Origin of the sequence: Myxococcus eversor (genome assembly GCF_010894455.1) — a bacterium.
Taxonomy (GTDB): Bacteria; Myxococcota; Myxococcia; order Myxococcales; family Myxococcaceae; genus Myxococcus; species Myxococcus eversor.
This window is the reverse complement of the sequence record NZ_JAAIXY010000026.1, coordinates 128,417-142,709: the sequence shown is the minus strand read 5'-3', so window position 1 is coordinate 142,709 and position 14,293 is coordinate 128,417. Positions and strand designations below refer to the sequence as shown.

10 protein-coding genes are annotated in these 14,293 nt (G+C 67.6%); 5 read left to right on the top strand and 5 right to left on the bottom strand.

Translation table 11 applies throughout. The features are described from left to right. Positions 1-56 precede the first annotated feature (56 nt). From G4D83_RS38930 to G4D83_RS38910, 5 genes are all read left to right on the top strand, one after another. On the top strand, positions 57-1,289 hold the full coding sequence (locus G4D83_RS38930; protein WP_163869987.1) for a hypothetical protein: 1,233 nt from the start codon (positions 57-59) through the stop codon (positions 1,287-1,289). 551 nt (positions 1,290-1,840) lie between these two features. After that, positions 1,841-3,073 (top strand): DUF2403 domain-containing lipoprotein, encoded by a 1,233-nt coding sequence (locus tag G4D83_RS38925; RefSeq protein WP_420826692.1) that lies wholly within the window; start codon positions 1,841-1,843, stop codon positions 3,071-3,073. A gap of 42 nt (positions 3,074-3,115) precedes the next feature. After that, positions 3,116-4,648: a hypothetical protein gene (locus G4D83_RS38920; protein ID WP_163869986.1), complete on the top strand. Its 1,533-nt coding sequence runs from the start codon at positions 3,116-3,118 to the stop codon at positions 4,646-4,648. Positions 4,649-4,657: 9 nt separating this feature from the next. Beyond that, a complete protein-coding gene (locus G4D83_RS38915; RefSeq protein ID WP_163869985.1) occupies positions 4,658-5,794 on the top strand; it encodes a glycoside hydrolase family 2 TIM barrel-domain containing protein in 1,137 nt (378 codons plus the stop codon). A gap of 40 nt (positions 5,795-5,834) precedes the next feature. After that, positions 5,835-8,276 (top strand): di-heme oxidoredictase family protein, encoded by a 2,442-nt coding sequence (locus tag G4D83_RS38910; protein ID WP_163869984.1) that lies wholly within the window; start codon positions 5,835-5,837, stop codon positions 8,274-8,276. 117 nt (positions 8,277-8,393) lie between these two features. Here G4D83_RS38910 and G4D83_RS38905 read toward each other — a convergent pair whose 3' ends face one another. The 5 genes from G4D83_RS38905 to G4D83_RS38885 all read right to left on the bottom strand — a co-directional run bounded on the left by G4D83_RS38905 (position 8,394) and on the right by G4D83_RS38885 (position 14,291). Beyond that, complete coding sequence (locus tag G4D83_RS38905) at positions 8,394-9,566, bottom strand: hypothetical protein (RefSeq protein WP_163869983.1); 1,173 nt, start codon at positions 9,564-9,566, stop codon at positions 8,394-8,396. Positions 9,567-9,775: 209 nt separating this feature from the next. Continuing rightward, entirely contained in the window at positions 9,776-10,705 is a 930-nt protein-coding gene (locus tag G4D83_RS38900; RefSeq protein WP_163869982.1) for a lytic transglycosylase domain-containing protein, read from the bottom strand. Positions 10,706-11,016: 311 nt separating this feature from the next. Next, a complete protein-coding gene (locus G4D83_RS38895; RefSeq protein ID WP_163869981.1) occupies positions 11,017-12,678 on the bottom strand; it encodes a hypothetical protein in 1,662 nt (553 codons plus the stop codon). 43 nt (positions 12,679-12,721) lie between these two features. Beyond that, complete coding sequence (locus G4D83_RS38890; protein WP_163869980.1) at positions 12,722-13,609, bottom strand: hypothetical protein; 888 nt, start codon at positions 13,607-13,609, stop codon at positions 12,722-12,724. Positions 13,610-13,688: 79 nt separating this feature from the next. Further along, positions 13,689-14,291: a hypothetical protein gene (locus tag G4D83_RS38885; RefSeq protein ID WP_163869979.1), complete on the bottom strand. Its 603-nt coding sequence runs from the start codon at positions 14,289-14,291 to the stop codon at positions 13,689-13,691. Positions 14,292-14,293: the final 2 nt, after the last annotated feature.

Below are 14,293 nucleotides of genomic sequence, written 5' to 3'. Positions count from 1 at the left end.
ATTCGCGCGCGTCGGCGGACAATGCCGTTCGTGAGCGCTGAGAGAAGGACCCAGACGTGTCTGTTCGAGTGCTCACCTGGACGCTTGCGTTGTGCCTGCTGGTCCATCCACGGGCGGCCCTGGCGTTCCCTTGGATGATCAAACACAACTATACGGGCTGCCAGTCCTGTCACGTCGACCCCAGCGGTGGCGGCGTGATGACGGACTACGGGCGCGCGCAGCAGCAGACCCTCCTGGAAACCCAATGGGGGGCGCACAACCCGGAAGGTGAAGCGGACTCCGACACCCAATTCCTCTACGGCGCGCTCGGGTCCTCGCGCCCGGAGTGGTTTCTGCCGGAGGTGTCGGTGCGCGCGGGGGGCCTCTTCACGCGCTCGGTGAACCTCGGAGCTACGAGCAACGAGGGGCAGGTCCGCGACGTGTTGGTCCCCGTGGTGATGGCCGCCGATGTCCGCGCAGCGGTGGTGGTGGGGGCCTTCAGGGCCATGGCCTCGCTCGGTGTGGCACCCCGCCGCGCCTTCGCGGCCAGCCTGACCCCTGTCGGCGACATCGACGGGCCGAAGCTCGTCAGTCGCGACTATTGGCTGGGAGCCGCCCTGCTGGAGGATGCGCTGTTCATCAGGGCCGGGCGTCTGACGCTCCCCTTTGGACTCCGCTCCGTCGAACACACGCTCTGGGCCAGGGCGGTGACCCGCACGGACTTCAACGACACCCAGCAGCACGGCGTGGCGGTGGCCTGGTCGGCGGAGAACTTCCGCACCGAGGTGATGGCCATCGCCGGCAACTTCCAGGTGGGCCCGGACGGCTTTCGCGAGCGGGGAGGTTCCGGCTACCTCGAGTACGCCTTCGCACCGAACCTGACCGCGGGTGTGTCCAGCCTGGTCACCTTCGCCCGCTTCGACCGCCTGAACCTGGAGGCGAACACGTTGCGCCAGGCGCATGGACTGTTTGCCCGCTATGCGCCGTCCCCCGACCTCGCATTGGTCGCCGAGCTGGACGCGCTGGTGCGCGGCAGCCAGCAGGGAGGGACCCAGATGGGCGTGGTGGGGTACGCCCAGGCGGACCTGGAGGTCGTCCGTGGCCTGCACCTGCTGGGCACCGTCGAGGTCCTTCGAGAGGACCAGCGCGGAGCGACGGGGATACAACTCGGGGGCTGGCTGGGATTGAGCTGGTTCGCCGCGCGAGGCCTTGAGGTCCGGCTCGACGGGTTCGCCCGGCAGACGCCTGTCGAGGGGCAGCCCTCCATCTCCAACCTGGGCAGCGTCCTCCTGCTGCACTTCTACCTGTGAGTCCCATCGTGCCAAGCGCCCTCTGCCCTTCCCGTTTCGCCCGACCGATGGTGCTGGTCGCGCTCTTCCTTGGCACCACCGCGGGGGCCACCAGCAATTTCCCCTCGGTGATTCGGACGGCGACGGCGATGGAGAACACGCCGCCCTGCATCCTTTGCCACGCCACCGCCATTGGCGGGCGAGGGACCGCCACCCAACCCTTCGCGGAGACGCTGCGGCAGCACGGACTGACGGGAGCGTTCGACACGGAGTCTCTTCAGGCGGCGCTCAACGGAGTCAAAGAGGACCGGGCGGATACGGATGGCGACGGCACCGGTGATTGGGACGAGCTGGCGGCGGGCCGCAATCCCAACGTGGCCTCCTCGAATGGAAGCTCCGACCTCTTCTTCGGGTCGACCACGGATGGAGGCACGCCGGGCGTCGTTCCCTTGGATGCGCCCCCCATCCAGTATGGCTTTGGATGCACGGCCGCTTCGGCGCCTACCGCGTTCGCTCTGCTCGGCGCTCCGGTGTTGCTCCTCCGGGGTCGTCGGCGCCGCCGGCGCCTCGAAGTGACGAGCCTGCTCCTGGCGCTGCTTTGCGCATGCTCGCAAGGCTCCGGCTCACGGTCGCCGGATGGCGGTCCCTCGACCGAGAACCCCGGTCCCACGCCAGGTCCCGTCGATGGCGGCCTGGGAGCGGATCTGGACCCTTCGGAGCTGGACCCGGCCTCACACGGCGGGACGCTCACCTTCGAGTCCATCGGCGCGCCGGGTTGGTATCCGAGTCGGAGGGACCCCGCGACGGGGCCCTGTGATGCCTATCAGGGCACGGGGTGCTGTCTCAGCAAGCACACCATCGAAGGCAATGAGCTGACCCCCTGGGACGAGGACCTCATCGTGACGCTGCGAGGCCCGATGAAGGTCAAGCAGTTCGCCGTGTATCAACCGGAGGGCGATTCGAAGGGGCCCTGGAACCTGGTGTCATCTTGGGACGCACGGAGCCCGAAGAGCCCGGAGGGCCTCCACTTCGAGGGGAACAACACCGAAGCGAAGGGCTTCGACGGCGTCATCGGGACCGAGTGTCTGGTCGACGTCTCGACGAGCGAGGACTTCACGTGCGGTCCTGGAAGCGCGCCGTACTGCCCACCGCAAGGGAGCGGAAAGAAGAAGACCTGGGGTTGGTCGGGCTCGAAGCTCTTCGTGATGCTCGCCACCATGCCCCACGCGGGCTCGCTCGGACAGGCGTGCTCGCAGGGCTCGAACGGAAACTGGTTCGATGCCCCGTGGGTGGGCCTCAGTCATGGAGAGCTCGTGCGCGCGGGCGCCTTCGGCGGTTGCCACTGCTACGCCAAGGAGCCTGACAAGTGGTACCTGGGTGACGGCTGCGGCCAGTTCAATGTCTTCGAGGTCGTGAACGACAACAACGACTTCCGGAACCTCGACGTCTTCAGCACCAACATGTTTGGCTATGGCGGCTATGTCGGCGAGGGCCCCTGTGGCTCGAAGTGCAACGTCAGCACCCTGGGCGGGGAAGCCGACCTCATCGACAAAGCGACGAGCGCCGAAGCGGCGAGGGGCGCGGTCGCCAGCCCTGCCCGTGGGCCCGGTGCGGCCCTGCGCCGTCCGGTGTCTGGCTATCGCTATTTCTTGATTCTCCTCGACGTTCCAAGCCGGACCGTCCAGTTGGCGCTCATCCATCCGCTCAATGTTCCCGCCTCGGTCGACGCGCTGCTCCCCGGATTGCCGGCCCGGATGGAGGCGTCGACCGTCGAAGCAGTCCGGACCATGCGGCTGCCCAGGTGATGGGCGAGCGCGGTGCACCCTTGAAGTCGACGTGACAGAGGTATGGGACAAGTGACTCTTCGCGGCCAGTGGTTGAATGCAGTGATGTTGCTGTGCGTGCTCCTGACGTCCTTCTGGGCGCGTGCGGAGCAGCGGGTCGCGGTGCTCGAGCTCACCGGGGACCGTCGGGACGCGGTTCGCAAACAGCTCGAACGCTCGTTGCAGGCCAAGGGCTCCGACGTCATCAAGGGCAAGCTGTATGCAACCCGCGCGCGACGGTTGGGTTTCCGGGGACGCGAGGCCCACACGGATGCGGCCATCGTCGCGCTCTCAAGGGAGCTCGGGCTCGCGGCGACCGTCCGGGGCGCCGTGTCGGGGCGTGCGCTCACCGTGGAAGTGGTGAGCGCGTCGGGGAGCTTGCTCGGAACCGAATCGTATCCGCTCAAGAAGGGAAGGCTCTCGAAGAAGGACGCCTTCCGGGCCGCGGACGCCATCCTGACGACGTTGCACGAAGCCGCGACGGAGGTCGTCCCCCAGGAGTCCGTTGAGCCCGCGGAGCCGGTCGCTTCGATGTCACAGGACGCTGCTCCTCTGCCCCCGGCCAAGGCGGATGCACGAGCTTCGAGTGGCGTCCCTTCCCCCAAACCCACGGCCACGGCGGATGCACGAGCTTCGAGTGGCGTCCCTCCCCCCAGGCCCACGGCCACGGCGGACGCACGGGTTTCGAGTGGCGCCCCTCCCCCCAAGCCCACGGCCAAGGTCGCGGCGGCGCCAGTGGAGGACGTGGCACTCGTGAAGGCTCCCTCGCCAGTGGTGGGGCCTCGATGGGTCTCCGTGAGGCTCGGTGGCGCCACCACCTTCCGGTCCTATTGCGCGGGCCCGGGCATCCGGTCGTGCGGACAACTGGAGTCGCAGCCGGAGGCGGAGAGGCCGGAGCGCTCCCTGTTGTTCGGAACGCCCAGTCCGTACTCGGGCTTCAGCGCCGGGCTCGACGCGTTTCCGCTGGCGCTCCTGGGAGACACGGCGCTGAAGGGCCTGGGCGTCACCGCCGAGCTGTCGCGTCGCTGGACCCAGGTCAGTATCCAGGGAGGCGGACCTGGGGGAACCGCGAGCGCCGTGGACACGTATGGGTCGCTCTTCGGCACCTATCGTTTGTATTTCCCGCTGTCGTTCACGGCCACGCCCCTCCCCGCGTTCGTGGGGCTTCGCGCAGGCGGAATCTCCCACGCATTCGAGGTGGCCGAGGAATACCAGGCGCTGTTTCCCAAGACGGGCCGCACCCATGCGGCGGTGGGGCTGGATGTGTCGGTGACCCTGGCCCGTCTGGCTCGGCTCGAGGCGGGCTTCCTGTACTTCATCCGGCCTCAGCCGGGCCGCGAGCAGAAGGACCGCTATGGTCCCGAGGTGTCGAGCAGCGGCTTCGGGCTCGAGGCGGGAGTCGGCGGCGAGCTCGTCGGGCCGCTCGAGTACAGCGTTCGCTACCGCTTCCAGAAATACGCAGACACCTTCTCCGGAGCGGGAACGGAATGGACCGGGGGAGGCATCTCCCAGGAGCGCTATTCCGGCCTCAACTGGACGTTGGGCGCATCGTTTTGAAAGGCGTTCATGAAACTTCGTGGCCTTGTCTTGAGCCTGTTGATGATTGCAATCCAGTCCTGTTCAGGGGACTCCAGCGAGCCGAGCGACCTCAACGGGGATGGCGGGCCCCTGCGTGAAGATGGCGGGCCCTCGCGCGAGGATGGCGGGTCCCCGCGCACGGATGGAGGCAGTCCTGACGCGGGTTCTCCGGATGGAGGCCCCAGCGACTGGGGCGACGGTGAAGTCTCCGTGGACGGGCGAGCCATCAAGGTCGGTGGCAAGGCCATCCAGATGAAGGGCGTCTGCTGGAACCCTGTCGGAAAGGGGCGCGAACACCCACCCAGGGGGGACTATGCCGCCTTCGCCGACAAGGATATCGCGCTGATGAAGGCCGCGGGCATCAACGTGGTCCGCACCTACGACACCATCCGCGACACCGTGGTGCTGGACAAGCTGCACGCCGCGGGCATCCGCGTGGTCATGAGCGTGTACTCCTACGGCGGCGACCCCGCTGCTCGCGCCTCCCAGCACGTCGCGGCGCTCAAGGACCACCCCGCCATCCTCATGTGGTCCCTTGGCAACGAATGGAACTACAACGGCCTGTATACCAACGTGTCTTTCAATGACTCGATGGCGCGCCTGAACCAGATTGCCGCGGCCATCAAGGCGCTCGACTCCAAGCACCCCATCGCGACCGTCTATGGCGAGATGCCGTCCAGGGCCACCATCGCGGCCATGCCGGACATCGACGTCTGGGGCTTGAACATGTATCGCGGAATCACGTTCGGAGACGCCTTCACCCAGTGGAAGGACCTCAGCACCAAGCCCATGTTCCTCGCCGAGTACGGTGCGGATGCCTTCAACGCGAAGCTCCCCGGATACGACCCCGAAAGCCAGGCCAAGGCGACCCACGCCCTGACCCAGGAGCTTCTCGACCACTCGACCGCGAACACAGGAGGCGTGTGCTCCGGCGGCACCGTCTTCGAGTGGTCGGACGAGTGGTGGAAGGCCGGCAATCCCTCCCAGCACGACAACGGTGGCTCGGCCCCGGGCGGTGGCCCCTACCCCGACAGCACCTTCAATGAGGAGTGGTGGGGCATCGTCGACGTCGACCGAAACACGCGGCCCGCATACGAGGCACTCAAGCGCCTCTATGCACCTTGAGCGGATGTCTGTGTCCAACCTTCTTGAAAGGAGTCGAACCGTGAGCTGCGTTCCTGAAATGTTCGCCCCCGCGGGCAGTTCCTCGCAGGTGGCCATCCCTGGTCGGAATCCGAAGCAGGCAGTGAGCACCCGGCCCACGCTGCTCGCGGTGGTGGCCTGGGCATGTCTGACGGCCGCCTGCAACTCCGGCACCGTGCAGGTCGGCGAAGGGCCAACGCCGGGCGGACCCACTCAACCTGAAGGCAATGGTCCCGATGGCTATGCCGAGCTGACCTGGGCCGACCCGCAGCCCACGACCCATTACACGCTCCCCGGTGGCACGCTCGTGACGAAGCTTGGCGGACGTACACGCGACCGCCACGCACGCGAGATGCCTCCGAAGGGCAATCCACTGGGCGGGGACAACTACATGACCTTCGCGGCGCACTATTTCGAGCGCCGCACCCACGACATCACCCTCTACGACAACCCCAATCCCGACCCCAAGAAGCCCGGGACCCGCATCCTGACGCTCGTCGTGCGTCCGCAGTGGTGGCTGTACGGGACGAACTTCCGCGGTGGGTACATCGGGCGGCGAGGAGAGCAGCCCTACCTGCCGATGTCGGTGGCGCTCTATGGGGACAACGGGGGCATGAAGCAACTGCCCCCCGGAACCCTTCGGAGGGACCAGGAGCTGGAGACTCCCATCAAGAACTACGACGCCCTGCCGGACAACAACAGCCCCAGCGGCTTTCGGGACCTCAATGTCCCGCTCGCGGATGGCGAGTTCGTGTTGGTGAAGCAGATTACGCGCTCAGCCGCGCTCAATCGGGACCTGCGCGAGGGCGACCTGTATGAGTTCGAGCTCGGCATCTTCCTGGACGGCCCCAAGGGCAACGCGCTCGGTCGCTTCAACTACTACTCGGACGCGCTCGTCTACCGTGTCGGCACTCCCGGCATCGTGCCCTGGTACCGGGGCCCCTGCTGTGATGCCCCCGCGATTCCCTGGGATTCGACGCCCATCCCGGACAGCGCCCTGGCGGGCGGCAAGATGATGACCCTCCAGGAGAACACCTCGGGGTTCACCCACATCAACTTCATGCAGGCGAGCCTCAACATCGCGGGTCGCAACATCCAGGCCTTCACCGAAGGGCGGCGCCTGATTCATACCTCCTTCCTCACGGGAGGCCACCACGAGCCCGGCAATCCGGCTGTCACGACCGCCATGAACAAGGCGGGCCCCCGGTTCCAGCAGGCCTCATGCATCGACTGCCATGTGAACAACGGCAAGAGCTCTCCCGCGCTCAACACGCCCTTGTCGACGATGGTGGTGCTCACCGCGGACGTGGACGCCACCGGCAAGCTCGTGCCGGACAGCCGCTTCGGCGGGCACCTCTGGCAGGGCGTGGTGAACGACGGCAAGACCCAGTACGACGGACGCAACGCGGTGCTGAAGGTCACCTCGTATCGGGAGACTCCGGGGCAGTACCCGGATGGAACCGCGTACACGCTGCAAGCACCCGTCTATTCGCTGACGGACCGGCAGGGCAACGCGCTGGAGCTGCCTGCTCGCATGTCGGTGCATACGGCTCCGCACATGGTGGGGATGGGCCTGCTGGAGGCGGTGCCGGAGAAGCAGTTGAAGGCCCTCGCCGAAGCGAGCCGACAGGACCCCGACGGTGCGGTCGGCAAGCTTCAGTTGATTCCGGACCCGCGCTTCCCGTCCATCACCCGTGTGGGTCGCTTCGGCTGGCGCGGCACGGCTTCGACCGTGGAGGAGCAGGTCGCGGGCGCCCTCAACAACGACATGGGCGTGACGACGTCGATGTTCCCCACCCACAACTGCGGCCTGGCCACGGACGACGAGGACTGCCGCAATGCGAACTCCGCCGCCCCGGAGCTCAGCGACGAGCACCTGCGCCTCATCGTCGACTACACCAGCCTGCTGGCGGTTCCTCCCCAGCGCCACTTCCCCGGTGAGCAGCCTCTGCGCAACTACGCCGTGGACTTTGGAGACCTGGTCGAGGACCCGGACCCCTCCAAGCTCCAGGCCGAGCTGGCGCAGATGCGAGCGGACGAAGCGGACGAGCGTCGGATGCAGGAGCGCGTCGCCACCGGCGCGGTGCTGTTCACGCAGGCTCGCTGCAATGCGTGCCACGTGGCGACGCTGACCACGGGAACCGGACACCGCTATGCCGAGCTGCGCGAGCAGACCCTTCGTCCGTACACGGACCTGCTGCTGCACGACATGGGGCCCGAGCTGGGAGACAACTTCCCGCAAGGTGTCGCCACCGGGCAGGAATGGCGCACGGCCCCGCTGTGGAGCCTGGGGCTGCTCGAGCACACCAATCCCGGGACGCGTTTCCTCCACGATGGGCGTGCCCGCACCCTCGAAGAGGCCATCTTGTGGCACGGCGGGCAGGGCAGCGCGAGCCGGGACCGCTTCAAGGCCATGTCCAGGGACGAGCGCGGCATGCTGCTCGACTTCGTGAGCGCGCTCTGATGCGGGGTGCCTTCCAGAGAGGCTACGAAGGCGCCCTCGGCGAGAGGGCCTCCGCACCCTGACACACGTCGCGCCCTCCCCGTCCGGGCACACCGGACGGGGAGATGTCACGCCGACTCAGCGACCGTCGAAGTAGCAGAAGCCGTAGCCGCGGTCTCCACCGCCACCCGACAGCGGGTAGTAGATGTAGCCCAGCTCCTCGCCCGCTCCGCACTCGGAGCGCGCACGCGCGTAGCGGTGGCACGTCGCCCCCGCCGGACCCGCCGCGCCGTCCGGGTCGAAGCACGTTCCACGCGCACCCTCGACGCCACAGAACTCGGTGAAGGACGCCGAGCACGCCTCGCCAATCAGCGCGGTGTCGAACGCGAAGCCAATCGGCTCCAGCACCGACTGCTCGATGCACAGGCCATACACGCCGCACACCGTGCCCGTGGGGCACCCCGGCGTCGCCGTCATGAAGTCACACGTCTTCAGGCACTGCGCGTCGTCACTCAGCAGGTCCGTGCACGCGAAGCCCTGCTCGCAGTCCGTCGTCGTCAACGAGTGCTCGCTCTCCGCGGGCGTCGCGGTGCAGGCCTCGCCCTGCGTCTTCGTCCCCAGCGCGCGCTGCAACGTGCCGTCCGTCGCCGCGTAGTCGTCGGAGACACACGCGGTGTCATGCAGGTTCGACGTCAGCGAACCCTGACGCGGGTCACACCCGCCCGGGCGCACCGTGTTCCACGTCGCGAAGCGAATCCACCGGCACTCGCCTCCCGACACCACCGACGAACCCGTGTAAGGCCCCGAGGTGGGCGTCGCGAGCACCGACTCCCGCAGCACCACGTTCGACAGCGCGCCCACCGTCTGCTGCGGCGACACCTGCAGCGCGAGCAGCAGCGCTCCCGCGTCGGCGACGAACAGCTTCTGCGAGGTCGTTCCAATGTCCTGGTAGCCGAAGACGCACTGGTCGCACGTGAAGGTGTTCGCCCCGCCCAGCGATAAGTCATACAGCCCCGGCTGGGTGTTCATGTCCAGGCGGATGCGCAGTTCGTCCCGCTGCGCGCCTCCCGTGTTCGAGAAGTCGCCACGGAACGTCGGTTGCCGCTCGTACTGCACCGGCGTCAGCTCGATGCCGTTGACCATCTCTCCCACGGTGATTTCGGTACAGCCCGCGGGCGGCGTCAGGAAGCGAGCCTCCTGCTCGGCGGCACGAATCTCCGCCTGCTCCGGCGCGGGCTCCTTCGCCTCCTGCCCACAGCCGATGAGTCCCGACACGAGCACCGCGCCCCACCATCCATTGATGGACTTCATGTCCCTGTTCTCCCGTTGCACGCGACCGCGACATGGCGGCCGACCAGGTGTGGCCCTGGTTCACGTTGAGTCAATGCAGCCGAAGGACAGGTGAAATCCGATGTCACTTCAGCCGCACACCCGATGAACGGAAATCCTGGGGAAATGTCGCGACGCGCCGCTGCAATCCTGGCGTGTCAGAGGTGCGTGGAATGGTGGGCGTCGGTCGCTCACGCCGGCAGCGTGCCCTCGCCCGTGGAGAGGGTGCTCATGAAGTCCTTCACCTTCGTCACGTAGGTCGCGTCACCGGTGCCAGCGGGAATCGCGTTCGCGTTGTTGCGGTCCACGCCATTCGGGCCGGAGTTGTAGGCGCGCAGCGCCAGGTCCCAGCTCCCGAACTGCTCCTTCATGTCCTTCATGTAGCAGGCGCCCGCGAGGATGTTGGTCGCCGGGTCGGAGAGGTCCTTGCCCTGCAGCTCGGGGTGCTTCGACTGCAGCTCCTTGAAGGTGTTGGGGTTGACCTGCATCAGGCCGGTGTCCGTCAGGCCATTGCCACCGTTGGTGGAGACGGCCTCCAGGTTGCCGCGCGACTCCTGCCAGATTTGCGCGGCCAGCATCTCCGCCGGCACGCCCGTCTTGGCCGCCGCCGACTCGATGGTGCTCCGCAGCTTCTCCAACCCCGGAGGCAGGTTGCCGCCCAGCTTCTTCCCACCCGCGACGCTCGGCGCCGCATCGACGCTCGGCGCCGCATCGAAGCTCGGCGCCGCGCTGGGGCCCGTCGGCGTGGGATTGAGGTCCAGCGGAGGCCGCCCCGAGGACGCCTGCGGAGAGAAGCCGCTGTCACCACCGAAGCACGAGCTCTTGGACGCGCCCTTGGCACCCTGGGGCGCCTGCACGCCGCCCTGCTCGGCGATCTGCGACATCACCTGCACGAGCGTGTTCATCACCGAGAGGGTGCTCTCCAGGAGCTTGCCCAGGTGCGCCTTTCCTCCCGAGCCCCCCAGCTCGAAGCCGTCCTTCTGGAGCGCGGCCAGGCCCGGCGCGCTCTTCACGCCCATGCCCGTCGACGGACTGAAGGAAGAGGACTCCACGCCACCGCCGCGAATTGAAGAGACGCTGGAGCGGGGGACAGAGGAGTTCTGCAGGGGGGAGATGCTCATGGCGGGACCCTCGGGGGATGGGAGGCGGATTGATGCGTCCCGGGAGCCCATAGCAGCGCGTGTGCCAGCCTCAGGCGGCGGGCCTGGCACGAACAACCCCTGGATTTTCCGAGCAGACGCACGCCCGAGGAGGACAACCGAGCCTCTCGCCCTGATGACACCTGTCATCAGCCGAGTGTCCCCGGTCATCAGGCGACCCACGGCCCCTCACCTCACGGGGAGGGCTCCATCGGACGCCCGGCGCATCAGCGGAGGGTGACGTGCTCAGCAATGACAGCACCTCATGCGGTCCTCCAGTGCCAATCAGACGACTACCGGACCAGGGGCTCCCAAGAGACAGGTCCCCAGACATCTCGGAGGGGCTCACGCCGGCCCTGCTCCCGCGGAGGTGCTTTCCCACGGAGGATGCGCCCCCGCTTGTCGAGCGCCATCACCGTGGTGTCCATCACGGAGGGCCTGCCCACCACCTGTCGCGACTCCATGTCCACAACGAGGCCACCGGCCAGGACGAGCGAGCCCGCTTGGAAAACCCAGTGGGTCGCATGCTCGGCGAGCAAGGTCCGCTTGCCCGTCTCGACATCCCACAAGGACAGGGGGCGGCGGCGGCTCTTGACGAGTTCCTTGTTGGCGACACGGTCTCTCGTCACCTCATGGGGCTCGAAGTGAAGCGGGGCCCAGAGCAGCGCGAGAAGACCTCGCGTCGTCACGATGTTGTCATCGACGCGGTGCAAGGCCCGCGTCTCCAGGTCGATGAGGACGCGCCTCGAATCGATGAATTGAGCCACCTGCCCGTCGGGAGCGAGGTACTCCGGGAACCCCTCGGGCAGGGAGACGAGCCGTGGAATCGGGAAGGGGGAGAAGGCTGAGTCCTCGTCTCGATAGGTGACGTGGAAGTCCAGCGGCTGATGGATTTCGGCCCCATGCAGCTCGACGGTGGCCAGCGACTCAGGCCCCTTGTACGTGCACGCCACCACCACGAGTTCACGCCGAGGGTCCGCGACCAGGATTCGGCCCTCGCAGAAGGCGGGAACCCACTCGGTGCGCCGCCCCGAGCCGTCCTCGGCGAACAGCTCACCGGCCTCTCCCCGCCGCAGGATGAAGCGTCCCAGCAGCAAGGTCAGGGGCTCTCTTTCATCGATGCGCGCCGCGCCCCTGAGTTCATGCAAAGGCCCTCCCTCCACACGACGCGCGCGCCAGACCAGCATGTCCTCATTCATGCGGTAGCGCTCCCCCTTCGGGTCGAGCTTGCACGACCCGCGGAGCCGCGAGGACGAATGGACCGGCCGCTCGCGAGGCTCACCCTCGGGAATGTCCTCGGTGTGGACCCAGAGGTTCACCCAGTCACCGGCATCGCTGAAGTCCGCGTTCCGCAGCTCACCCGCCCCCGACTCCACCTGTTGCTCGCGGCCCGAGGACAGCTCCCGCACAACGGCGGACACGCGCCCTTGCGTCTCTCGCAGGTAGAGCATGTGCCTTGAGTCGGACGAGAAGCGCGCGACAGGCGGAGGCCACAGCGCGTCAGGTCTGGTCGAATCAGGGACGCTGTATCGCACCAACTCCCGCTCATCTCGCGTCCACACGTCGAGGAGGATGAGGGTCTGATTGCGAACCACCGCGAGGTAGCGACCGGAGACGTCCGCGCCGAGGAAGTCCTCGATGGGAGTCCCCAGGCCTGAATCGAGGAAGAGATACGTGACGGCCCTATCCCCTTCGCCAAACCTCGGGTGAGCGAACGTGTGGTCGTCCTCGTCGATTCGACCGTTCTTGTCCGTGTCCTCTCGCGCCTGACAGGCAATCAACCACCGCCCGTCGGCGGACGCCTCCATCAGGTTGAAGCGATGCGCCGTTCCAAAAGGTCCGACTGGCGGCGCGGTGGAGGGCTCGCCTGGAGCCGGCCCCGCGTCTCCTTTCGCAGTCGGACGAGAGGTCGCGCAGGCGGAGAGGACCACCAGCAGGAACAGGGTCGAGCGCATTGCGGGGCAGGATACATGGATTGCCTCGCGCCCTTCTCGTGACTCAGGCCCTGGGCGGAGGCGGCACGAGGAGGTCCATCCACTCGCCGTAGGTTTCCGCGGGCGCGCCGCTCCCCTGGAACTCGCGCACGCTGGTGAGGAACTGCCGCCAGTGGTCTCCCACGACGGCGTCCAGCCAGTTCTCCTTGCTGAATGCGAGCAGGCTCCCGGCGGCCTGGATGGCGGGAGCATCCGGCCTCACGGCGAGGATGACCGAGAGCGTGTGGCTCTCCGCGCCCGGCTCGCGGCTCGGTGAGGGCCCCTCCAACCGCCAGCGCGCCGCCGTGTCCCCGAGCGCCTCCGCCGTCACACACGTCCGGACCGCATCGTGGAGATAGGGCCCTGGACCCGACTTCCCGTAGACCTCCACGACGACCTCCGACGCCCGCCGCGATTTGGGCATGGGAAGCATGAGCCGCGCCGGGCGCTGCGACTCGAGTTGGAGCGTGCCCCGAGGCTCCGCGCACGCCTTCACCTCCGCGCCAGCCTCCGGCAACACCTTGAGCACGCGAAAGGCGTCGAGGCGCGTCTCGTACAGACTGAACTCCACGACGCACTCGAGGCGCGCGAAGCCCTGCTCCCGCTTGGGGAACAGCGACAGGCCGAACTCCACCCGCCACGGCGAGTACCCCTCCGGACACGCGACGTCCGCCCCTCCGTACGGCGTCACCATCAGCTCGTCGTGGAACGACACCAGGTCCGCGCTGGCCCGCTTGCGCAGGGCGAGGAACGTCTCCTTCAACCACGCCGTCTCGGCGGGGGTGTCGAGCCGGCCACTCAGCAGGAACGCGTCGTGGACGGTCTCATCCCACTGCCCCAGGCAATCCAGTGGAGGGCGGTTCTCCAGGAACCTGTCGAGGGGCTTGCTCTGAAACTCACGGGGGACGGACATGCGGCTCCTCGCTCGACCTCGGGCGGGAGCCATCATGCAATGCTTCACCCGCCCCGCGCAGTCCCCACGGCGCCAGGACTCAGGGGTACGTCACGCTGAAGGTCGCCGGTCCCTTCAGGTACGTCAGCCCCTCCTCGGAGCGGCAGCCATTGTCGATGTCCGTGCTCAGGAACGTGGTGGTCCTCACCGCCGTGGCGCCCTGGAACTTGCCGGACAGCACCCTCCCCGTCTGCGTGACGAGCGTCGTCGCGTCCTGCACGGAGAGGTGTGACTGGCTCATCAGCACCGTGGACGTCTCCGCCGTGTTCCACGTCACCACCTGGCGTCCCGCTCCGGCTCGCGCCAGGTCCGTGCAGGACAGGCCTCGCATCAGGCTCGGCGCCTCCGTGCCCAGCGTCGCCGACTTCACCGCCGAGCCGAGCACCGTCACGCAGTTGCTCACCGTCGCCTGGAACGACACCGCGCTGTCGCGGGGCTCGGCCTTCACGCCCGTGCCGTACCTCGCCTCCCCATGACCGAGGGGACAGGTGATGAGCACCTTCTCCGGAGGCCGCTCAATCGTCATCGCTCCCGGCCCCTCCAGCGCCCCACGTCCCGGGCCTCCTCCGCCGTCTCCACAAGCCAACGGGCCACAGAGCCCGACGAGCACGAGCCCCCTCACACTCCATGACATCGCACGCATGA